This is a genomic window from Tessaracoccus sp., assembly GCF_016714275.1.
Classification (GTDB): Bacteria; Actinomycetota; Actinomycetes; order Propionibacteriales; family Propionibacteriaceae; genus Arachnia.
The window spans coordinates 1,811,224-1,832,531 of sequence record NZ_JADJNP010000001.1 but is presented as its reverse complement, the minus strand read 5'-3'; the positions used below and the strand labels follow the sequence as shown (position 1 = coordinate 1,832,531).

Here is a 21,308-nt window from a genome sequence, read left to right as displayed (position 1 = left end):
TGCGGCCTCCTCGACCAAAACGGATCGTCATACCAGCTGTCGGGAACCCCCATGCCCTTCAACGGCACGTCGGGATGCGCCTCGAATAGCTCGCGGAGCCTGACGCCCCATGTGGATCGTGGGGAGATCGTGTGCAGAATCGTCTGCAACGAGACAAGCACTGGATAGAGACGCTGCCTTCGCCAGTGATCGTCGTGGGGTCGGTGAGCCAGGCGACCGAACGCGATTTCGGGAGTGCTGGATAGACACCAAGACCACGGTTCCACAGACGGCCATGATGAGCACAGATGTTGCGGACCCGCTGGTAGCTCTTCAGCCAAGACGACAGGACGGGTGCAACGACCCCGAGCGAGCGCGCAATGTCGGCTTGCATCTCTCGCGAGGCAAGGCCGTCGAACACCGCCCTGGTGGTACCGAAGTTGAGTTCCTCGAACACGATCCATGTCGGTGGGCGCAGCGGCTGGTCGTAGTTGGCAACGTAGTGGTCAAGAGCGGAGACGAACCGATCCCCGCTCAGCCCGCTTTCGGGACGCCGTGCGCGCTGGAGCCGCAGCATTTCGTCAACATCGGCGAGGAGCTTCGCATGGGTACCACTGTTCGTGAAGTGCTTGGGGTTCTCATACCAGTGCGGGCCGTCGATACGCGACAGATGGTCGCTGATTGAGGCGCGCAGTGCGACTTCGACGCGCTCGATGGCGTCAAGAAGGTGCAAGCGGAGCTTACGGTCGAATATGTACAGGTCAAGGACATCATCGAAGGTAGTGCCAGGTCGCAGCACATCCCGCTCAGCGCCTTCGAAGCTTCTGACGTATGCGGAGAGCCGATAGTAGCCGATGTGCCGGAGGTAGCGAAGTGCCCGCCGCTCGTCGGGAAGCAGGAGGCCCTTGGACCGCCACTGCCTCAGCAACTCGCTCTCCGTCAAAGCAGGTTTGATGTAGGTGCGGGGAGTCTCAGACATGAGAAAATCCCCCGGTTGCGCATCGTGGAGAGGCTCGGGAGATGTTGTGCTTCCACACTACACGACCTCCCCGACACTCGCCAGCACCGGGCCTACTCATCCTCGACCCCACGGGTCTCCCACGCACCGAAGGAGCCCTCCGCGCTCACCCACTCCACACGCCCGTTGCAGGAGCGGCCCAGAGCGACGGCGCCAGCCGTCGAGGGCGACGAGAACACGATGTCTCGCATAGTGCGCGCCCTGGTGCCCTCGACCACGATCGAACCGTCAGCGATCAAGCCCTCATGCTGCGCACGATAGCTCGCATAGGCCTTCTGGGTACTCGCAGCGCTACCTACCCCATGCCAAACCGGAACAACGACGGAGCCTGTGAGCATGATGAACTCGCCGTCTATCTGCTGAGCACGAGCATCGACGCCCTGCCGCTTGCTCGTCAACGTGAACACAGGAGATTCCACTGACTCCGAATGATCAGATGGCGCCTTCGTCGTTCGCACCCTGATTACGTTCACTCCGAGCACGGGAAGAACGATCTGCAACTGACCGAGGAAGTACTCCATGTCTGACACGTCGGCCTCAGGCAAGCGCGGACGGGGTGGAGCGGTGCCGTTCTCCAGCGTGACCCGGCCAGCCTGGTGGGCCAGCTCGATCAGACGAGACTCCAGATAGCGAACGTGCGATTTGGTGAGATTCGTGTCCTTCGACGTGATGAGCACCGCGTGACTCCAGAACGGCTTGTCCTTGGCATGACTGCGCAGCCGCGTCGCCACCACGTCGGCCTCGCCGACATAGCAACGAGTGTCACCGACCGCTTCTTCATCTTCGCCAAGCAGCAGGTAGACGCCGGTGCGCTCAGCCTCCTCACGCCGCAGAAGCTCAGCGAGATCAGATCGCCGCGCCGAGACCACACTGCCAGTCCAGTTCGTGATCTCTGCGGTCGTCAGACCACCCGGGCTGCCATCGACGAGGAAAAGTTTGACCTGCTTGCCATTCATGTCCCCGTCCTCCCAGCCACCACTGACATCTCTTCCGCGGAACCAGTGAGGCGACCGGAGAAGGCGGCGGTGAGGAGGGAACGGCGGAGCGCCTCAGAACGCTTCTTCGCACTCTTGAGCGAGCACTCTAGACGTCGGTTGTTCTCACGAAGCTCCTCCCAGCGCGAAACGAGTGTTCTCTGGGTGGCCAAGGGTGCGATGGGGACTGGAAACTTCTGAATCGCCGTCTTATTTAGAGCTGGTTGCTGGCCGCCCGCCCCACCCCGTCGCGTTTCCAGATAGCGCTCCTCAAGATATCCGTAGATGTACTCGGGGAGCACCTGAGTCTCGGATACACGGATCGAGGCACAGTTCTGATTGTGCGCGGCCTCAACATCGAGAATCGCAGCTTGGCCTCGTGTCTTTCCCTCGCCGATCATCGCGAGCAGTATGGTTCCGGGAGGCTGGATACGTGTTCTGGGATTACCGGCTGCCGCACGTTCGATTGTTTCCCGGGTAGATGCTAATCGACAGAACGAGACTTCACCGCTCGATACCCAGGGAAGGTCTCCGGACCAAGCATGGCTATCACCGCGCGGTGGGGTCGAACCGATGTTGACCTGAAACAGGTCTCCGATCCTCGCCCAACGCCAAGAGCTGGGAACTGACCAAACTCGATCCTGCTCGCCGGCTTCAAAGACGACGTCGTCCGTGAGAAGTGCGGATGCGCCACCCTCTGACAAGTCATCAGGCACAAGCTCACCACGAAGCCCCACGGTGAGTGCCGAGCGGAGGAGCGCGGCCCCACACCTTCGTGCCTTCCGGAGCTGCTCATCAGCGGCGTCGAGGCGGGAGAGTTGGTCTTCGAGGATCGCGATGATCCGGCGCTGCTCCTCCAGTGGTGGCACCGGTAACTCAAAGTTGTACCATCGGGGCATTTCGATCGAGGCGACCGTGGTCCCGGCCTTGCGAGTGTCGCGTAGTAGGTCGCGTTCGAATGCGCGAAGGCCCCAGGCGATCCAGCGAGCATCGATGCCCGAACCGGGTGCGACGGCCTTCATGTCCTGGTTCATGGTCGTCTCGAACGGCACCAGAGCGACAGGAATCGTTCTCTCAAGGATGCCTGATCTTGTGACCACAGCCACGGAGCCTGCGGGCACGAGCTTGGTGGATGACGCGGTAATCGCCGCTCGTGTGACGTGATCCTGCGTGTCGGCCAGTGTCTCAGCGCCCATGTCCTTCGGCGAAAGCCATGGGATGGTGCCACCCGTCCAGAAGTCCAGGTTTGCCTTTGACGGAGTCCCCCCGCCATACCAGGTCCCAAGGTCTCTGAGGCGCACGCGCTCCCAGCTCACGCGGCGAGCTCTCGGTTGAGTTCTTCGATGAGGTCTCCGGCTCGGTCGCCGAGGTCGCGAAGGGCACCGTCGATGCCGCCGCGCTCGTCGAAGGGCGCGTTGTCGAGGTCGTCAACGTCAATCCCTGCCGATGACGCGATGATCCTTGCCATCTGATCCAGCCACCATCGCTGGGTCTCGGTGAACACCGCTCCCGCCTGCTCTTGGCGAGAAAGCCAGTTCGCATAGCGTGACTCAACCTGCTCCATGTACGGCATGAGAGCATCGTCGACGCCGGCTTCGAGGCGCAGCAGGGAGATCAGGTCGGTTGCCGCGTGCCGGTTCCGATTTTCGGGCCGACCCTTGTACTCCACTTCAAGGGAGAGGTAGGCGTTCCAGATGAAGTCGACGGTCCAGTTGTGGGGTGGACGGGCGATGCGATCGGCGAGTTCCTGAATCTGCTCGAAGCGGATGCCTCGCCCCTTGGCCTCGAACATCAACTCGATGGCGCTGATCTCGCTTCGGTGCTCTTGCAGGTATTCCCGCCATGAGGTGATGGTGTGCTTGGCTTTGTCAGGGTCGATGACGCCATAGGCGCCGAGCACCTCGTCCCGGCTCACTTCATCGATGATCTGATCCTTCGCGCGGCGTAGCTCAATGATCCTCGTGCGAAGTTCGGGGTTCGACGCAAGCGGTTCGATCGCAGCATCTAGCAGTTCCTGCACGACCTCTGCGGGGTCGCACTCCGGAGCCGCCGTGCGCGCTGCTGCCTGGGCTTCGGGGTCGACCGCATCGACGAGTGCCCGCACGATCTGGTGCATCGATGTGTGCGCAACTTGGTCAAGTTCGGAGCGCTCTGCCGGGGTGAGCTGCCGATCCAACGCCGCCAAGCGGCTGGCGAGGGTGGCCGTTTCGTCCTCGGTGAGATTCAGAGTTGCCGCCTTATCGAGGAGCTTCTTCAGGCTGATCGACTTCTCTCGGTTGAGCGGCGGCTCGACGAAGTCGTGCTCGGTGACTCCGATCGCGTCCACTATGACGAAGCGGGTCTTCGCGGTCGCGTCGTCGGTGACGGCACGAAAGTCTGCGGGGTCAATGGTGCGGGCGCCGCGGCCCTTCATTTGTTCGAAATACTGCCCGCTGCACACGTCACGCATGAAGAACACGCACTCCAGCGGCTTCACATCGGTGCCGGTCGCGATCATATCGACGGTCACCGCGACGCGCATGGCGGGGCTCGTGCGAAAGGCTTTCAGGTGTCCCTTCGGGTCTTTGGCGGAGTAGGTGATCTTTGCGGCGAAGTCGTTGCCCTTGCCGAATACCTCGCGCACGGTCTGCACGATCTCCTCCGCGTGGTTGTCGTCCTTGGCGAAGATCAGGGTCTTGGGCACCGTGCGGCGTCCGGGGAAGATCTCGGTGAAGACGCGGTCGCGGAAGGTCTCAAGTACGAGTCTGATCTGATGCTTTGCTGTCACCGCGCGGTCGAGTTGTCCCGGCGTGTAGTCGAGGTCGGTATCGAGTCGCACCAGCTTCTGCTCTCGCGAGGTACGGTCCACGGTCGGCACATAGGTGCCCGCGTCGATGGTTGAGCCGTTCTCCGTGATCTCGGTCTTGATGCGGTAGATGTCGAAGTCGACGTTCACGCCGTCAGCGACGGATTGCGGGTATGTGTACTCCGAGACGAGGTTCTGCTGGAAGAAGCCGAAGGTCTGCTTGCCAGGCGTCGCGGTGAGGCCGACGATATGAGCGTCGAAGTACTCCAGCACCCCGCGCCAGACGCCGTAGATCGAGCGGTGTGCTTCATCCACGATGACAAGATCGAACGTTTCGGGCGGTAGCTCCGGGTTGTAGCTGACTGTGACGGGCTCGTCCGGGCGGAACTCGTCGATCCCCTGGTCGTCACCGTCGGGCACGTCTTCATTCTTGATCGCTTTGAACACGCGTTGGATCGTTGAGACCGCAACCCTAGTCGAGTCGGGCATCCCGCCCCTGGAGAGCTTCGTGACGTTATAGAGCTCCGTGAAGCGGCGACCGTCATCGGGCGTGCGATAGTTTTGGAACTCGCCCATGGTCTGATCAGCAAGATTGTTGCGATCCACAAGGAACAGCACTCGCTTGAATCCGCCCCACTTCAGCAACCGATACGCCTCGGTCACCGCCGTATAGGTCTTGCCCGCACCGGTGGCCATCTGCACCAGAGAGCGACCGTAGCGCTGCTCGGCAAGGCTGCGTTCAATCCCGTGAATCGCGTCAACCTGCGCGGGCCTCAGCGGACTTGGGTCGAGAGCGGGCAACGTGCGTACTCGGCCCCGCCAGGTCGGCGACTGATCCGGGTGTTCACGAGCGGCGCGGACTGTGATCGCGAGTGTCTCTGGCCTCGGGAATGCGAAGATGCGCCGTGCGCGCGGCTCGGGGTCGAAGCCGTTCGTGAAGTGTGTCTCGGTTCCTGAGGATTCGAAGACGAACGGTAGGCGGCCTTCGGGGTCGAGAGCCTTTCTGCGCACATCGTCGGGCAGCCCGGTCGCGTACATTGCCGACTGCCATTCGACACCCGAAAGCGGCGTGCCCATCGGTTTGGCCTCGATCACGCCCACTACTTCTTTGTCGACATACAACAGGTAGTCGACGCGGCCGTGCCCGGGCTTCATGATGGCCTCGCGCACCGCGATCCCGCGCTGTGGAGCGAAGAGATTGACGGAACCACGATCCTGCACCGCCCAGCCCGCAGCATCCAGCTGGCGGTCGATCAGCACCCGTGCCCGCTGCTCCGCCGCCAGGCGCTCGTCTCCCTGCTCAACCATCAGCATCGATCCTACCGGGGGCACTGATTCTTGTGCTGGCCAGCCGAAAGGACGGACCTCCGTTTCCCGAGAACGGCTGCTCGCCGTCGGGTTCGCAACTACGATCCCGATGCACCACCACCACTCTTCTCCGTTGACTCCGGGTCCCGCCGGGTGAAGCGTTGCATGTTGCGCTGCACTGGGTTCAGCGGTTCGGCCTCCTCCTCCTCAGCTTGCCCGTCGGGTTCTGGTGGCTCGTAGCTTGCGGCGCGCTTGACCAGGGCCTCGTAGAGCACCTCGGTGTTGTTGTAGGAGGTCCCAGAACCTTGGCTGATCGGGGCTGAAGGCGGGGTCGTGGCCTCCTCGGACGGCTTCGATGAGTGCCCAGATCACGTTCACGAGCGCATCGTCGTTGGCGAACACCTCGAGGATGCACTCGGTTCGTGGGTGCGGCACATCGATGCGGCGTTCCCTGATCTCGGTGACAACGCGCTCCACGACCTGGACATTGACGGCTCCGTCTCGATGGGCGCGCCGATCTTCGTAGGCGGCCTTCCGGCAGGCCGGGGAGCAGTAGATGCGCGGTCTACCCGTCGGCCTCACATCCTTGAGTTGGCTGCCGCAGCGAGCGCATTTCGTGGGTAGCTCGACGGTGCCTCCGATGCGGGTCGTGCGGTCAAGACGGCGCTGCCTGGCCTTGTGCAGTTCACGGATGCGTGCGGTTTCGTGTGGGCGAAGCTCGCTGAGGAGGACGATCAGGCGTTGCTCCATCGCCCGCTGCCCGGGCCTTCCGAGGTCGTCGCTCTCGACGGCGAAGAACCTGTCGAGCACCCGGCTGTTTAGGGTGGGGATCGCGATCGTGGCTTCGAGGAGTTCGGCTTCGTCGCCGGGTTCGAGGGCGTCAAGCCATCGCTGGTAACGGGTATCGGACTCCGCCTCGCCGACATCGATCAGCGCCTCACCCAGCACGACGAACACCACACGGGCGCGCGGGCGTTCCTCCGCGACCCGCTACGGCTTCTCACCGACGCACACCATGCCTACGCTCGATCCGGCGACGCCGACCGGTGCTTGGCGAACCAGGCGTTCTACGACCGGCTTGAGATCACCGACGACGAGCAGCTACGCCCCCGCCTCGCGGAGCCGTTCGCGACCATCGTCACCGAGGCGATGAGCGCCGGGGCAGACAAGGAAGCCAAACGGGAACACTCCACACCTTCCGATGTCGCGTGTTCCCGTAAGACACTTGGGGTGGACTTGTTGCGCCTCGAACATGCGACGGCGGCGGCCCCGGGAGGGACCGCCGCCGTCTGTGCGCGTGAGGTCAGCGCTGGGCCTTGACGAAGCCGGCCTCCGCCGCGGCCTCCTCCGAGTTGAACCAGACCTCGGCGATGGTGCGTTCGTACCCGCCGGTACCCGGCAGGTGGTACTTCTTCGAGCGCTCGTTGCCCTTGATGGTGTAGCCCTCCGGGGGAGTTGCGCCGACGAAGGCGCCGTCGCCGTAGCCGGCATGACGCGCGGCGTCTTCACCGGTGACGAACTCGGCGTCCGGGGCGGGACCACCCTCCGAGGTCATGTCGTCCTGCTCCTGGATCTCCTCCTCGGTGACGACCTCGATATGGTCCTCCTTGGCCTCGGCCTCCATATCGGCCGCGAACTTCGCCGCGTTGGAGAAGGTGTCGTTGTTGTTGACGTACGCTTTCGACGGTTCGTGCGCCGTCCAGCCGTCGTCCTTGGGGGAAAGGAAGTGACGCAGGGCCGCCACGGCGCCGGCCACAGCCGCCCCGATGGCCAGGAACTTCACCACCGACTTCAGCTTGCTCTTCTTCTTCTCCGGCTGGACCGGCTCCAGATCGCCCGCCAGGGCCTGCACGGCCGCGGTGCCGCGCTGCGTGGCCTCGACGACGAGCGGATGTTCCGCGGCTTGGTGCAGCACATCCTGCAGCTTCGGCAGCAGATCCTCTGCAACCTTCTCGCGTGCGGCCTCGACGGCAGGCGTTACCTTCTCCAACGCCTCCTTGATGTGCGGCTCGAGGTCGTCGAGGCGCTTCGACGCGAAGTCGGCGGTGCGGACCTTTGCGTCGTGCAGCGCTGGCCCGGCCTGCTTCTGGGCTTCTGCCAGCAACTGCTGGGCCAGCTCCAGCCCGTCCTTCAGTGCGGCGGATGAGTACTCGGCGGCGGCGGAGGCGGTCTCCACGGCGGCCTTCTTCAGCTCTTGTGACTTGTTCACAAGTTCCTCCAATGGTTGTGGCTCGTGATCGAGCACTCACAACGCTACCGGGGTGTGGGGAAACCACAAGAGGGAACGTCAGATTGGCCTCGCCGCGAGGATGGGCCAGACTTGGTCGGGTTAGAGCCCGAAAGGAAACCCCACGTGAGCACCATCACCCTGCACACCAACCGCGGCGACGTCGTCATCGACCTGTTCGAGGATCAGGCCCCCAAGACCGTCGCGAACTTCGTCGGCCTCGCCGAGGGCACCAAGGAGTATGTCGACCCCGAGACGGGCGAGCCGACCACCGGCAACTACTACGACGGCCTCAGCTTCCACCGCGTGATCGACGGTTTCATGATCCAAGGCGGCTGCCCGGTCGGCAACGGCACCGGCGGACCTGGCTACGAGTTCGCGGACGAGTTCCACCCCGAGCTCAGCTTCAACCGTCCCTACCTCCTGGCGATGGCCAACCGCGGGCCCGGTACCAACGGCTCGCAGTTCTTCATCACCGTCGTGCCGACCCCGCACCTGAACCGTCGCCACACCATCTTCGGTGAGGTGACCGACGCCGCCAGCCAGGCCGTCGTCGACGCCATCGCCACCACCCGCACCGGCTACGGTGACCGCCCCGTCGAGCCTGTCGTGATCGAGTCCGTCACCGTCGGCTGAACACAGCGCTGCCCGAGGATTTCCTCGGGGAGTGCGGAGGCGGCGACGCCGGCGTGCAGGGGCCAGGCCCATTCGCCGTCGGTCTCGATGAGCCGCACCCCGGGAAGCTCGAGCCAGGCGGCGATCCGCTCGGCCTCCTCGACGCTCCCCGCGGGCAGCCCCTCCGGCGGGGGCAGCACCGTCTCGGCCGCTGCCTCCGCCTCCTCCGCTGCCGCCCTCGCTCGCTCCGACGGCGCGGAGGTGGCCGCCGCGAGACGGCCGTAGCGGATCACGTGAATGTCCCACCCCCGGGACGATGGAAGCGCCGCCACGATCTGGCGCGTCGTCGCCAGGGAACGGAGGCGATGGAACCTCAGCGATGCCCGGTGGTAGTCGGTGAGCCGGCCCGCTACTTCTCCCGCCTCCTCGTAGCGCTGCTGCGCCACGAGATTCCTGAGCCGGTCCCGGGCGCTGCCCAAGACGGGACGCACATCGCCCAGCCAGCTCTCCCGCAGCGCGTCCACGGACGCCTGATAGCGCTCGGCGCCGACGCCCAGCTCGCACGGCGCGAGGCAGCGCCCCATCTCGCCCAGCGCGCACGACGACGTCGGCCTCCGCGCGCTCAGCCGTGCGGTGCATCGTCGCACGCGGAAGGCGTCGTACAGTGCGAGCGCTGCCTGGTCAGCCGCCTCTCTGCTGCGGAACGGGCCGAACGCCGGACCGTCTCCGGGCCGCCGCACGATCGACAGCCGCGGGAACGCCTCCTGCGTGAGGCGCAGCCAGATCAGCCCGCGCTGGTTCTTGGAGCGCCGGTTGTAGCGTGGCGACAGCGACTCGATCATGCGCAGCTCCCTCACCTCGGCCTCCAGGTCCGTTGCGCACGTGACGTAGTCGACACCCGTGGCCACGCGCACCATCTCGTGGATCCGGCCGCGTTTCTCCGCGGCGGAGAAGTAGGAGCGGAGGCGCCGCCGCAGGTTGTTCGACTTGCCGACGTACAGCACCTCGCGCCGTGCCCGCCCGTCTGCGTCCACACCGTCGGCGTAGAAGGAGTAGACGCCCGCGGCCTCCGGTGCCGCGGAGGCCCACACGCGCTTTGCCCTGCGGTCCGGCGAGACCTGCAACGCGAACTCGGCGAGGTCCTCCACTGTGTGGACGCCGAGGTTGCCCACCCGCTCGAGTAGCCCGTGGAGCACGTCGACCGTGGCGCGTGCGTCGCTCAACGCGCGGTGGTTGGGTTCCGTGGAGGAGCGGAAGTAGCGCGCGAGCGTGGCCAGCTTGCAGTTGGGTACCTCGTCGCGCAGCAACGCGGTCCTCGCCACCGCGACGGTGTCGACGACGGTGGGCCGTGGCCACGCCATCCCCAGTTGCTCGTAGCCGCGGCGCAGGAAGCCCGTGTCGAAGCGGGCGTTGTGGGCAACGAGCACCGCGCCCGCCGCGAACTCCGCGAACGCGGGAAGCGCGGCCGCGGGCGGGGGAGCGGTGGCCACCATCGCCGACGTGATCCCGGTCAGCACCTGAATCATCGGCGGCACCGGCCCGGACGGCCGCACCAGCGTCTGGAACTCGCCAAGGACCTGCCCGCCGCGCACCTTCACCGCGCCGATCTCCGTGATCTCGGCGTCGGCTGCCCCACCTGTGGTCTCCAGGTCCACGACGACGAATGTCGTGTCCGACAAGGGGAAGCCCAAGTCGTCGAAAGAGGGCTGAGTAGCGGTTGAGGTCATGCCACGAGGCTAGGAGGACCGACTGACAATTCTCGGAGCCGGAAACGCCGCCCGGCGGGTTTGGGAAACCCCTGAAGGACGTTTAGGATTCTCTCAGACTTGTACCCGTCGATGGAGTCCTCGTGAATCGAATCCGCGCCTCGGTAGCCGCCGCCATCGCGGTCGCCTGTCTGGTGACCGGCAACGTCGTGGCCCACGCGGATCCCGATGCGGTGGCTGAGGCGAAGGCCGAGCTGGATCGCATCCATCAGGAGGCCAGCGCGATCGACCAGCAGATCATCGAGGCCCACGAGGCGGCCGATGCCGCCACGGCGAAACTGAAGACGTTGAGCGCCGACCTGAAAGCGCAGGAGACGAAGGTCGCGGCGCTCGCCTCGCAGCTCGGCGACGCCGCCGTCCTGCAGATGCACACGGACCATGTCTCGCTCGCCGCCCAGTTGCTGACCACCACGGACGCCGAAGCGTTCCTTTCCGGACTCGGCGCGATGCAGGCGGAGGTCGACCGCTCCAACGCCGGCGTGCAGCGCTTCCAGTTGGACCAGGCGAAGCTCACGGCGCTGCGCGCCGACGCCAAGGACGCTGAGGCCGAGCTCGCGAAGCAGGCGAAGGCCAAGGAAGAGCTGGCGAAGGAGTACGACGCGAAGGAGGCGACCGCGCAGGCCGTCTTCGACCGCCTCTCCGCCGAGGAGCAGGCCCGTCTCGCAGAGCTCGAGGCGCAGCGGCTCGCGGAGGCGGAGGCCGCGCAGGCCGCCGCCGAGGCTCGCACCGACCGCGACCGCCCCAGCCGAGACGGCTCCTCTGAGAAGGCGGAGGAGAAGGACGACGCTCCCGTCGAGACCGGGTCGTCGGACCGTGCCCAGGCTGCCGTCAAGTACGCGCTCAGCAAGGTCGGCAGCCGCTATGTCTGGGGCACCTCCGGCGAGAGCACCTTCGACTGCTCCGGCCTCACGAGCTGGGCCTACCGCAAGGTCGGCATCAACATCACGCGCTCCTCGCGCGGCCAGTGGTCGTCGGTAGGCAAGCGGGTCTCCAAGTCCGAGCTCCGCCCAGGCGACCTGGTGTTCTACTACAGCCCCGTCAGCCACGTGGGCCTGTACATCGGCGGCGGCAAGATCGTCGACGCCGCTAATCCCCGCCGCGGCGTCAGGGTCACCAGTCTGGACTCGATGCCCTTCACCGGCGCGCGCCGGGTCGTCGGCTGAGGCTACTGGCTCGCGTCCATTGGTTTCGACACGGGCGCTCGTTCCTCGCGGCCCGGCTCAACCAGCGGTAATGAACCTTCGCGACTCCTCGAAGATGAGGGACGCGTCGTTGTCGAGGGTCGCCACGTGGTAGCTGTTCGGGAGCTCGACGAAGCGAAGGTCGCTGACCTTCTTCCGGAGGATCTCTGCGGTCAGATCGTCGACGACGTGGTCCACCGCTGAGCGCATCAGGAGCACTGGTGCCGAGAGGCGGCCCAGGTTCCTGCGCACGTCGCGCCACAGGGAGGTCATCGTCGCAAGGCTGGTAACGGAGAAGCGCGGGTAGCCCATCTCGGTCGCGCCCGGGAGAGCGATGTCGTCGGCCACGCCCGTCTGTGAGGGCATCAGCCGGTGGAGCAGGGCCGCAGGGGGAACCCGTCGGTCCCTCGTGGCGATCGCGGGGTTGACAAGCAGAGTTCCGGCCACGGACTCGCGCTCCGACAGCCGAAGGGCCAGCGCCCCGCCCATCGAGAGGCCTGCCACGAACACGCGGTCGCACTGGGCGTTCAGTTCGTGGTACGCGTCCTCGACCGCGCCGTACCAGTCCCACCACCGGGTGCGTGCCAGATCGCGCCAGTGTGTCCCGTGGCCCGGCAGCCTCGGGGCGACGACGCGGACGCCCTGCCAGTCGGGTCCCGGCTCGGCGAGCGCCCGCGCCCACGGAGCGATCGACTGCACGGAGCCCGTGAAGCCGTGGCTCATCACGACGCCGACGGGGCCGTCGCCGAGCCGCAGCGGCCGTGCCTCGGGCCAAACGGGAGTGTTCATGCGGCATCCCTCGCAAACTTCTGCCGGTACTGGCTCGGCGTGAGGCCCACGTACTTCTTGAACGTGCGTGAGAAGTAGTTGACGGGCTGGAAGTCCAGCTCGGTGGCGATCCGCAGCACGGGCCTTTCCGTGTGCGTAAGCAGGAGCTTCGCGCGCTCCACCCGCTTGCGGGTGATGTACGGGATGTAGTTCTCTCCGGTGTGCTGCTTGAACTGGCGCGCGAAGTAGGACTCGGAGAGCGCGAGGTGAGCGGCAGCCTTGCCGACGGTGAGGAACGCCGTCGGGTCCCGCTCGATCTCGTTCAGTAGCGTCGTCATCGTGGGGCGGCGCTCGGATTCCGCGGGCTCCAGCAGATCGTGCAGACGGAGGAGGAGCCGCTCGCAGTGCACCTGGCACTCGTACCGGTTCATGGCGGCACGGCGGAACTCGCGCTTGCCTGCGATCGCGGACGCCATCGACCGCGCGCAGCGCGGGCCATCCGACGCCGCGAGCTCCGTCAGTGCGCGCTCGAAGGGGGCGAGGGCCTCACGCGAGACCTTCTGGCTCCAGCGGGGCAGCAGCCGGTCGAGGTAATCGTTCAAGAGTTCGAGATTGGCGACGACGTCGCGATGTCGGAGATGCACGGCGAGCGCCTCGACGTCGAGCGCGGCGCCGACTTCGGGTCGTATCAGCGGCGTCGTGGAGGACTGCCCGAGGGTGTCACTGGCCGCCCGGACGATCGCATCGGCCGCGCGCTGCAGGTCGTCGAGCGTGGCGGCCTCGTGCTCCTCGTCGAGCAGCACGGTTCCCGCGAGGACCGTGCCCGCAACGCTGCCGATGGTGATCGAGACCGAGAAGTCGACCGGGCCGTTTCCCTGTTCCGCGGCGCACCCGTGGGAGATCCAGTCCTGGACGTCGGTCGTCTCCATGGGGCCCGCTCCCTCCGCAACGCTGCACCGGTTAAGGCATCGTAACAGCGCCTTCCGGCGCCCCGCGGGCGGCCCCGACAAGTCGGCTTTGTGTAACAATCCGACCGATTCGTGTATGCGATGCGCGCTAGCGCCTCCCTAGGCTTCCGGCTAGGTGGACGACACCGTTCACCGAAGACCTTTCAGTGCTGAGGGGGTTTGATACGTAATGGGTATCAACGACATCATCGTCTGGATCCTGATGATCTGCATGGTCCTTGGCGGCCTCGACCGGGCGATCGGCAACAAGTTCGGGCTCGGCGAGAAGTTCGAAGAGGGTTTCAATGCCATGGGCCCGTTGGCGCTGTCCATGGTGGGTGTCTACGCGCTTTCCCCGGTCCTGGCAAAGGTGCTCGGGCCCATCGTGAAGCCCGTCTACGAGCTCTTCGGCGCCGATCCCGCCATGTTCGCGGGCACGCTGCTCGCCAACGACATGGGTGGCTGGCCCCTGGCGCAGGCGATGACGGACAACCCCGACGCGCAGCGCCTCTCGGGCCTGATTCTCGGCGCCATGATGGGCGCGACGGTCGTGTTCACCATCCCGGTCGCGCTCGGCATCATCGACAAGTCAGACCGGCCGTTCCTGGCGAAGGGCGTCTTGGCGGGCATCGTCACCATCCCGATCGGCGTCATCGTCTCAGGTGCCGCCGCCGGCATGCCGATGGGGTTCGTGTTCGTCAATGTCATCCCGATCATCCTGACCGCAGCGCTGATCGCGTTCGGCCTATGGCGGGCACCCGACGCGATGACGAAGGGCTTCATGGCGTTCGGCAAGGGCTTGGTGTTCGTGATCTCGATCGGCCTCGTCATCGGCGTGTTCGAGACGGTCACCAAGGTCAGGATCATGCCGGAGGGCTGGGAGCTCCTCCCCGTTGAGGACGGCATCGCGATCGTCGGCTCCATCGCCATGATGCTGCTCGGCGCCTTCCCCGCGGTCCACCTGATCGTCACCTTCGGCGCGAAGCCGCTGTCGGCGCTCGGCAAGCTCGTTGGCATCAACAAGTCGGCTGCCGGCGGCCTGATCGCGACGCTGGCCAACAACATTGCGATGTTCGAGATCTTCAAGAACATGGACCGGCGCGGAAAGATCCTGAACGCTGCCTTCGCCGTCGCCGCGGCCTTCGCGCTCGGCGACCACCTCGGCTTCACCGCGGGCGTCGCGCCCGACATGATCGCCCCGATGATCGCGGGCAAGCTCGTCGCCGGCATCACCGCCGTCGCGCTGGCCTACCTCCTGTTCGCCAAGTCCAACCCCGCGGTGAGCGCGGACGAGGAGGCGGCGGAGGACGCCGCGGCAGGGTCGGAGGGCTGACCGGATGATCATCGCGCGTGTCATCGGTTCGGCGGTGTCGACCATCAAGGTCGACTCGCTGCACGGCAGCAAGCTCCTGGTCGTCCAGCCGGCGACGGCCAGGGACGAGCTGCACGGCGAGCCGTTCGTCGCCGTCGACGCCATCGGCGCCGGCGAAGGCGAGCTGGTGCTCATCGCTCGCGGGAGCGCCGGCCGCCACACGGACCGCACCACCGGCGCCCCGGTCGACGCCGTGATCTTCGCCATCCTCGACTCGCTCGAGGTCGATGGCGAGACCACGTTCAGGAAGAGCTGAGCGGGGAGGACGGGCGAGATGGCCACGAGGAACATGCTGAGCGTCGGGATCGACGTCGGCACGACCACGACCCAGCTCGTACTGTCCGACCTCGCCATCAGCAACCAGCACCGGCTGGGGCTCGTTCCGAAGCTCGACATCGACGCCCGCGAGGTGCGGTACCAAGGCGACGCGCACTTCACGCCGCTGCGCGCAGCCGACGAAGTCGACGTCGACCGCCTCACCACCCTGATCCGTTCCGAGTACCGGCGTGCGGGGGTCGACCCTGCGGAGGTTGAGACCGGCGCGGTCATCATCACGGGGGAGACGGCGCGCACCCGCAACGCGGAGGACATCCTCCACGGCCTCGGCGACCTCGCCGGCGACTTCGTCGTCACCGTGGCGGGCCCGAACCTCGAGTCACAGATCGCGGGGCGTGGATCCGGTGCGGCGGAATGGTCCGCGACCAACTACGCCTCGGTGGTCAACGTCGACATCGGCGGCGGCTCGTCGAACGCGGCCCTCTTCCGGTCCGGGCGTCACATCGCATCGGCGGCGTCGATGGTCGGGGGGAGGCAGGCCGTCCTCGAGACGGGCACCGGACGCCTCCTCCACCTCGCACCGACGGGGCGGATCATCGCCGACAACCTGGGCCTCGATCTCCGCGTCGGACAGGTCCCGAGGCTCGCCGACCTCGGGCGCCTCGCCGCGGCGATGGCGGACATCGTCGTCGACCTCTGCCTCGGCATCGAGACGCCGCTGGGCGACCAGGCGGCGCTCAGCCCGCGCCTGGACGTCGACGGCAAGGTCTCGGCCTACTTCGTCTCCGGCGGTGTAGGCCAGCTGTACTACGACAACGCCCCGGCCTCGACGCTGGCGGAGGTCAGCACCTACGGGGATATCGGCCCGCTGCTGGCGCAGGCGCTGCGTGAGAACCCGCGCTGGGGCGAGTTGCGGGTTGAGCGGCCCGCACAGACGCTGCGGGCCACCGTCCTCGGCGCGGCGAGCCAGCAGGTGACCCTTTCCGGGTCGACGATCTGGGCGGAGAAGGACCACCTTCCGCTGCGCAACGCGCCGGTGATTGAGCCGCGGCTGCTCGAGCGGGACCCGGGGCTGACCAGCGCCGAGGCCATCTCGGCCGCGCTCGGCGAGGCGGTCGAGCGCTGGGATCGGGGCGCGGGCAAGGAGGGCGACTTCGCGGTCTCGCTTCCGTTGCCGGGGCGGATCGACTTCGCCCAACTCACCACGCTCGCCGACGGCGTGGCGCAGTTCGCCCGTCGGCACCTGCCCCCCGACCGGCCGCTCGTGCTGGTCATCGAGCAGGACTACGCACAGGTGCTCGGCCAGACGGTCAAGCAGAAAGCGCCGGAGCTGGCGCTCATCGTCGTCGACCAAGTCCAGTTGGGCGAGGGCGACTTCATCGACATCGGCGAGCCACTCTTCGACGGGCGCGTGGTGCCCGTCTCCGTGAAGACGCTCGTCTTCTATCAGGCAACCGAGAACAAAACACGACCCGGGAGTTGACATGGGCAGAAAGACCAGGGGGTGACGGAGATGCTGTTGCGGACGAAACTGTTCGGACACACCTACGAGTTCGCCGACATCAAGGACCTGTTGGCCAAGGCCAACGAGGAGAAGTCGGGCGACCAGCAGGCGGGCATCGCGGCCCGTAGCGCTGCGGAGCGCGTGGCGGCTAGACATGTTCTCGCCGAGGTACCGCTGAGCGTGCTGCGCGAGAACCCGGTGGTCCCTTACGACGAGGATGAGGTCACCCGGGCGATCGACGACGCCGTCAACGAGCGGATCTATGACGAGGTCAAGGGCTGGACGGTCGGCGACTTCCGCGAGTGGCTCCTCTCGAACAAGACCAGCGGCGACGAGATCCGGCGCGTGAGCAACGCGCTGACCGGCGAGATGGTGGCAGCCGTCACCAAGCTCATGGGCAACCTCGACCTGGTGGTCGCGTCGCGCAAGATCCGGGTCGTCACCCACAACGCCAACACGATGGGCCTGCCCGGCACCCTCGCCTCGCGGCTCCAGCCGAACCACCCGACCGACTCGGTCGACGGCATCCGCGCGGCCACCTACGAAGGCCTCTCCTTCGGCTCCGGCGACTCGGTCATCGGCATCAACCCGTCCGATGACACGGTTGGCTCGGTCTCCCGGCTCCTCGAGATGACCTGGGGAGTCATCGACAAGTGGGAGATCCCGACGCAGAACTGCGTGCTCGCGCACGTCACGACGCAGATGGAGGCCATGAAGCGCGGTGCGCCCGTCGGACTGATCTTCCAGTCCATCGCCGGTTCGCAGAAGGCGATGGAGAGCTTCGGCGTCTCCGTCGGCCTGCTCGACGAGGCCTACGCGCTGGCGCAGAAGCACTGCATCACAGCCGGCCCGAACTACATGTACTTCGAGACCGGGCAGGGATCGGCGCTGTCGGCCGACGCCCATCACGGCGCCGACCAACTGGTGCTCGAGGCCCGCAACTACGCCATCGCCAAGCGGTGGCATCCGTTCCAGGTGAACACGGTCGTCGGCTTCATCGGCCCCGAGTACCTGTACGACTCGGTCCAGATCATCCGCGCCGGCCTTGAGGACCACTTCATGGGCAAGCTCATGGGCATCTCGATGGGCTGCGACGTGTGTTACACCAACCACGCGAAGGCTGACCAGAACAGCAACGACAACCTCGCCGTCCTGCTCGCCAGCGCAGGCGTCAACTTCATCATGGGCATCCCGATGGGCGACGACGCCATGCTGAGCTACCAGACGACGAGCTACCACGACGCGCCCTCGCTGCGGCAGGCCCTCGGGCTCCGGCCGCTGCCCGAGTTCGAGGCGTGGATGGAGGAGGTGGGCCTGTGGAAGGACGGCCAGCTCACCGACATCGCAGGCGACGCGTCCTTCTTCCTGAAGAGGTGAACCGATGAGTGTGGATGTGAATATCGAGGACATCGTTGCCCGGATTCTCGCCGAACTGCGGCAGGAGGGGCTCGAGCCGAAGGCGGCCGCCGATGCGTCCGGTCCTTCGGTCATCAACCGCGACGGCGGCGACCTGGTCATCGACCTGGCCGACCCGACGCTCGACGCGCCCCGACACGCGATGCTGGTCGACGACCCGTATGACGCCGACGGCCTGCGCAACCTGATGGCCACCACCAGCGCGCGGCTGGGCGTCGGCAGGGCGGGCCCCCGCCCCAAGACGGCGACGGCGCTGCTGTTCCAGGCCGACCACGGCGTCACGCAGGACGCCATCTACGGCGTCGTCTCGGACGAGGTGCGAGATGCCTTCAACCTCTTCACCGTGACGACTCGCGTGGCGGACCGTGGCGAGTACCTGCTGCGCCCCGACCTCGGCCGCCTCCTCAGCGACGAGGGAAAGAAGCTCATCGCCGAGCGCTGCGTGAAGGGTCCGGACGTGCAACTGTGCGTCGTCGATGGCCTGTCCGCCGCGGCGATCGACAACAACCTGCGCGACATCTACCCGGTGATCGAGCAGGGACTGAAGTCGGCGGGGCTGAGCGTCGGCACGCCGTTCTTCATCGAGAACGGCCGCGTCGGCATCATGAACGACGTCAACGCGATCATCAAGGCGAAGGTCGTCGTCCTGCTCATCGGCGAGCGTCCCGGTCTCGGGATCGCGGACGCGATGAGCGCCTACATGGGCTTCGACCCGCAACCGGGCAAGTCCGACGCCGACCGCGACCTGATCTGCATGATCACCACGCACGGCGGCACCAACCCGCTGGAGGCCGGCGCGTACATCGTCGAGTTCATCAAGCGGATGATCAAGTACAGCGCCAGCGGAGTGCGGCTCCGCGAGGTGGCCGGGGACTAAGGGAAGGAACGGAAATGGGAATCCTCGAACCGGTTAAGCCGTCGATCCTGGCGGTGCGCATCATCTCCAACATCGATCGGGGCCTTGCCGAGAAGCTGAATCTCGAAGACCACCAGCGCGCGATCGGGCTTCTGACCTGCGACATCGACGACTCGCTCTACGTGTCGCTCGACGAGGCGACGAAGTACGCCGAGGTCGACGTCGTGTACGCCAAGAGCTTCTACGCCGGCTCCGGCTATCCGTCCGGCCCGCTCTCGGGCGAGATCATCGGCATGCTAGCCGGCCCGACACCGGCTGAGGTCCGGGCAGGTGTCGACGCCTGCATCTCGTACTGCGAGGAAGAGGCGTGGTTCTACTCCGCCGACGAAGCGGGGGAGCTGAACTTCTTCCCTCACCTGATCTCCAGCACGGGCAGCTACCTGTCGAAGGAGGCGGGCATCCGGCAGGGCGAGCCGCTCGCCTACCTGATCGCCCCGCCCCTGGAGGCGACGTACGCGCTCGACCTCGCGGTGAAGGCCGCTGACGTCTCCGTCGCGACCTACTTCGAGCCGCCCAGCGAGACCAACTTCTCGGGTGGCTGGCTGACCGGATCGCAGAGCGCCTGCCGGGCCGCCTGCGCCGCCTTCCAGGACGCCGTGCTCGAAGTGGCGGCCCATCCGAAGAAGTACTGACGGAGGAACGCCATGAACTCCAACAACATGGATTCCGACCTCCGGTCGGTGCAGCAGGCCCGCGACCTCGCCGTCGCGGCCCGGGAGGCGATGCGCGCATTCCAGTTCGCCCCCCAGGAGGAGGTCGACCGCATCTGCGAGGCGATGGTCGCCGCCGCGATGCGCGAGGCGGGACGCCTGGGGCAGATGGCGCACGACGAGACGGGTTTCGGGTATCCCGCGCACAAGAAGCTGAAGAACGAGTTCGCCGCGCAGGGCGTGTGGGACTCGATCAAGGACATCCCTACGTGCGGCGTGCTGCGGCGCGACGAGGCCAGGAAGATCGTCGAGATCGGAGCACCGGTAGGCGTGCTCTGCGCGCTGACGCCGTCGACGAACCCCACATCGACGGCGATCTTCAAGATCTTGATCGGCGTGAAGGCGCGCAACGCGGTCATCGTCGCGCCCCACCCGTCGGCCAAGAACTGCACTGCGGAGGCGGCCCGGGTGATGATCGCTGCCGGCGAGGCGGCGGGCATGCCGAAGGGCCTTGTCTCCTGCATGACGGAGCTCAGCATCCAGGGCACCAACGAGCTGATGAACCACTATGCGACGTCCATGATCCTCGCCACTGGCGGGCCCGGAATGGTCCTCGCGGCGCATTCGTGCGGCAAGCCTGCCCTCGGCGTCGGTCCGGGCAATGTGCCCGCCTACGTCGACCGGACGGCGGACGTGACGCGGGCCGCACAGATGCTCGTGGAGTCCAAGTCGTTCGACTGCTCCACCATCTGTGCGACGGAGCAGGCGGTCATCGCCGATCGGCCGATCGCCGAGCAGCTCAAGGCCGACATGCAGCGCTTCGGCGCCCAGTGGCTCACCCGTGACGAGGCGGACCGGTTGGCGGGAAAGATGTTCCGCCCGAACGGCATGATGATCGCCCCCTACGTGGGCCGTACTCCGCAGGAGCTCGGCAGGCTGGCGGGCATCGATGTCCCGGCCAGCACCCGGATCCTTGTGGCGGAGCTCGACGGCATCGGGCCGAAGTACCCGCTGTCGCGCGAGAAGCTGACGTCGGTGCTCGGCTGGATGGTCGAGGATGGCTGGAGGGCGGGCTTCGAACGCGCCACCCAGATGCTCACCTTCGGCGGCGACGGCCACTCGGCGGTCATCCACTCGGGTGACGAGGAATCGATCATCGCCTACGGCATCGAGCAGCCCGCGTTCCGCGTTCTCGTGAACACGTGGGGCTGCCTCGGCGGCGTCGGCTACACCACCGGCGTGCGGCCGTCGTTCACGCTCGGGCCTGGAGGCGTCGGCGGCGCGGTCGTCAGCGACAACATCACCGTCGAGAACGTGCTCAACGTCAAGCGCCTCGCCTCCCACCTGCGCGACGCCCCTGCTTCGGCGCGCGCTCATGGGGGCATCGTCGACGGCGCGGTCCCGCAGGCCGGGGGAGCGACGTCGGCGAGCGGCGGCACAGCGGAGGCGAAGGTCATCGAGGACGTCGTCCGTCGGATCCTCACCGAGCTGAAGCAGAAGAGCTAGGAGGTAGCCCATGAGCGAGTCCCCACCCCCTGCGCCGAAGCGCACCCGAAAACGACCGGCCGCCCCGGCGGCAGGCACAACTGAAAAGTCCACCGTCCAA

Annotated in this window: 18 protein-coding genes; 9 read left to right on the top strand and 9 right to left on the bottom strand. The window is 66.4% G+C overall.

Annotated features, from left to right (window positions below; translation table 11 throughout):
- Positions 1–58: 58 nt before the first annotated feature.
- The 6 genes from IPJ61_RS08500 to IPJ61_RS08475 all read right to left on the bottom strand — a co-directional run bounded on the left by IPJ61_RS08500 (position 59) and on the right by IPJ61_RS08475 (position 8,273).
- Positions 59–958, bottom strand: coding sequence for an Abi family protein (locus IPJ61_RS08500; RefSeq protein WP_297105428.1), 900 nt, complete (start codon positions 956–958; stop codon positions 59–61).
- Positions 959–1,050: 92 nt separating this feature from the next.
- The gene (locus IPJ61_RS08495; protein WP_297105425.1) at positions 1,051–1,953 is read right to left on the bottom strand and encodes a GIY-YIG nuclease family protein; all 903 of its coding nucleotides are present in this window, start codon (positions 1,951–1,953) and stop codon (positions 1,051–1,053) included.
- Positions 1,950–3,287, bottom strand: coding sequence for a restriction endonuclease subunit S (locus IPJ61_RS08490; protein WP_297105423.1), 1,338 nt, complete (start codon positions 3,285–3,287; stop codon positions 1,950–1,952). The genes IPJ61_RS08495 and IPJ61_RS08490 overlap by 4 nt, the downstream gene beginning before the upstream one ends.
- On the bottom strand, positions 3,284–6,064 hold the full coding sequence (locus tag IPJ61_RS08485) for a type I restriction endonuclease subunit R (RefSeq protein WP_297105420.1): 2,781 nt from the start codon (positions 6,062–6,064) through the stop codon (positions 3,284–3,286). Before IPJ61_RS08485 ends, IPJ61_RS08490 begins: the two co-directional genes overlap by 4 nt.
- 207 nt (positions 6,065–6,271) lie before the next feature.
- Positions 6,272–7,012, bottom strand: coding sequence for a hypothetical protein (locus tag IPJ61_RS08480; RefSeq protein ID WP_297105418.1), 741 nt, complete (start codon positions 7,010–7,012; stop codon positions 6,272–6,274).
- Positions 7,013–7,367: 355 nt separating this feature from the next.
- The gene (locus IPJ61_RS08475) at positions 7,368–8,273 is read right to left on the bottom strand and encodes a sunset domain-containing protein (RefSeq protein ID WP_297105415.1); all 906 of its coding nucleotides are present in this window, start codon (positions 8,271–8,273) and stop codon (positions 7,368–7,370) included.
- Positions 8,274–8,417: 144 nt separating this feature from the next.
- Between IPJ61_RS08475 and IPJ61_RS08470 the strand changes: the two genes are divergently transcribed.
- Positions 8,418–8,927, top strand: a complete 510-nt coding sequence (locus IPJ61_RS08470) for a peptidylprolyl isomerase (protein WP_297105412.1) — start codon at positions 8,418–8,420, stop codon at positions 8,925–8,927.
- Here IPJ61_RS08470 and IPJ61_RS08465 read toward each other — a convergent pair.
- On the bottom strand, positions 8,873–10,633 hold the full coding sequence (locus tag IPJ61_RS08465) for a DEDD exonuclease domain-containing protein (RefSeq protein ID WP_297105410.1): 1,761 nt from the start codon (positions 10,631–10,633) through the stop codon (positions 8,873–8,875). The genes IPJ61_RS08470 and IPJ61_RS08465 overlap by 55 nt on opposite strands.
- Before the next feature lie 122 nt (positions 10,634–10,755).
- Here IPJ61_RS08465 and IPJ61_RS08460 point away from each other — a divergent pair, with 122 nt between their 5' ends.
- A complete protein-coding gene (locus tag IPJ61_RS08460) occupies positions 10,756–11,835 on the top strand; it encodes a C40 family peptidase (RefSeq protein ID WP_297105407.1) in 1,080 nt (359 codons plus the stop codon).
- 57 nt (positions 11,836–11,892) lie between these two features.
- On the opposite strand, the gene IPJ61_RS08455 is transcribed toward IPJ61_RS08460, so the two are convergent.
- Together IPJ61_RS08455 and IPJ61_RS08450 are read right to left on the bottom strand one after the other, a co-directional pair.
- Positions 11,893–12,642 (bottom strand): alpha/beta hydrolase, encoded by a 750-nt coding sequence (locus IPJ61_RS08455; protein ID WP_297105404.1) that lies wholly within the window; start codon positions 12,640–12,642, stop codon positions 11,893–11,895.
- Positions 12,639–13,550 carry a helix-turn-helix transcriptional regulator gene (locus IPJ61_RS08450; protein ID WP_297105397.1) on the bottom strand — a complete coding sequence of 304 codons (912 nt, stop codon included), beginning with the start codon at positions 13,548–13,550 and terminating at the stop codon, positions 12,639–12,641. The genes IPJ61_RS08455 and IPJ61_RS08450 overlap by 4 nt, the downstream gene beginning before the upstream one ends.
- Before the next feature lie 208 nt (positions 13,551–13,758).
- Here IPJ61_RS08450 and IPJ61_RS08445 point away from each other — a divergent pair, with 208 nt between their 5' ends.
- The 7 genes from IPJ61_RS08445 to IPJ61_RS08415 are packed head-to-tail and all read left to right on the top strand — an operon-like array spanning position 13,759 to position 21,208.
- A complete protein-coding gene (locus IPJ61_RS08445; protein WP_297105394.1) occupies positions 13,759–14,901 on the top strand; it encodes an ethanolamine utilization protein EutH in 1,143 nt (380 codons plus the stop codon).
- Between the two features lie 4 nt (positions 14,902–14,905).
- Positions 14,906–15,196: a EutN/CcmL family microcompartment protein gene (locus IPJ61_RS08440; RefSeq protein ID WP_297105391.1), complete on the top strand. Its 291-nt coding sequence runs from the start codon at positions 14,906–14,908 to the stop codon at positions 15,194–15,196.
- An 18-nt stretch (positions 15,197–15,214) separates the two neighbouring features.
- Entirely contained in the window at positions 15,215–16,699 is a 1,485-nt protein-coding gene (locus IPJ61_RS08435) for an ethanolamine ammonia-lyase reactivating factor EutA (protein ID WP_297105388.1), read from the top strand.
- A 30-nt stretch (positions 16,700–16,729) separates the two neighbouring features.
- Positions 16,730–18,097 (top strand): ethanolamine ammonia-lyase subunit EutB, encoded by a 1,368-nt coding sequence (locus IPJ61_RS08430; protein WP_297105634.1) that lies wholly within the window; start codon positions 16,730–16,732, stop codon positions 18,095–18,097.
- A 4-nt stretch (positions 18,098–18,101) separates the two neighbouring features.
- A complete protein-coding gene (gene eutC / locus IPJ61_RS08425; protein WP_297105385.1) occupies positions 18,102–19,013 on the top strand; it encodes an ethanolamine ammonia-lyase subunit EutC in 912 nt (303 codons plus the stop codon).
- Positions 19,014–19,027: 14 nt separating this feature from the next.
- Positions 19,028–19,684 (top strand): ethanolamine utilization microcompartment protein EutL, encoded by a 657-nt coding sequence (gene eutL, locus IPJ61_RS08420; protein WP_297105382.1) that lies wholly within the window; start codon positions 19,028–19,030, stop codon positions 19,682–19,684.
- Positions 19,685–19,696: 12 nt separating this feature from the next.
- The gene (locus tag IPJ61_RS08415) at positions 19,697–21,208 is read left to right on the top strand and encodes an aldehyde dehydrogenase family protein (RefSeq protein WP_297105379.1); all 1,512 of its coding nucleotides are present in this window, start codon (positions 19,697–19,699) and stop codon (positions 21,206–21,208) included.
- Positions 21,209–21,308: the final 100 nt, after the last annotated feature.

What these genes read in the sequence shown, in the direction of transcription:
- IPJ61_RS08500 (WP_297105428.1), bottom strand. Translation starts at nt 958, where the DNA reads ATGTCTGAGACTCCCCGCACCTACATCAAACCTGCTTTGACGGAGAGC.
- IPJ61_RS08495 (WP_297105425.1), bottom strand. Translation starts at nt 1,953, where the DNA reads ATGAATGGCAAGCAGGTCAAACTTTTCCTCGTCGATGGCAGCCCGGGT.
- IPJ61_RS08485 (WP_297105420.1), bottom strand. Translation starts at nt 6,064, where the DNA reads ATGGTTGAGCAGGGAGACGAGCGCCTGGCGGCGGAGCAGCGGGCACGG.
- IPJ61_RS08465 (WP_297105410.1), bottom strand. Translation starts at nt 10,633, where the DNA reads ATGACCTCAACCGCTACTCAGCCCTCTTTCGACGACTTGGGCTTCCCC.
- IPJ61_RS08455 (WP_297105404.1), bottom strand. Translation starts at nt 12,642, where the DNA reads ATGAACACTCCCGTTTGGCCCGAGGCACGGCCGCTGCGGCTCGGCGAC.
- IPJ61_RS08450 (WP_297105397.1), bottom strand. Translation starts at nt 13,550, where the DNA reads ATGGAGACGACCGACGTCCAGGACTGGATCTCCCACGGGTGCGCCGCG.
- IPJ61_RS08445 (WP_297105394.1), top strand. Translation starts at nt 13,759, where the DNA reads ATGGGTATCAACGACATCATCGTCTGGATCCTGATGATCTGCATGGTC.
- IPJ61_RS08440 (WP_297105391.1), top strand. Translation starts at nt 14,906, where the DNA reads ATGATCATCGCGCGTGTCATCGGTTCGGCGGTGTCGACCATCAAGGTC.
- IPJ61_RS08435 (WP_297105388.1), top strand. Translation starts at nt 15,215, where the DNA reads ATGGCCACGAGGAACATGCTGAGCGTCGGGATCGACGTCGGCACGACC.
- IPJ61_RS08430 (WP_297105634.1), top strand. Translation starts at nt 16,730, where the DNA reads ATGCTGTTGCGGACGAAACTGTTCGGACACACCTACGAGTTCGCCGAC.
- eutC (WP_297105385.1), top strand. Translation starts at nt 18,102, where the DNA reads ATGAGTGTGGATGTGAATATCGAGGACATCGTTGCCCGGATTCTCGCC.
- eutL (WP_297105382.1), top strand. Translation starts at nt 19,028, where the DNA reads ATGGGAATCCTCGAACCGGTTAAGCCGTCGATCCTGGCGGTGCGCATC.
- IPJ61_RS08415 (WP_297105379.1), top strand. Translation starts at nt 19,697, where the DNA reads ATGAACTCCAACAACATGGATTCCGACCTCCGGTCGGTGCAGCAGGCC.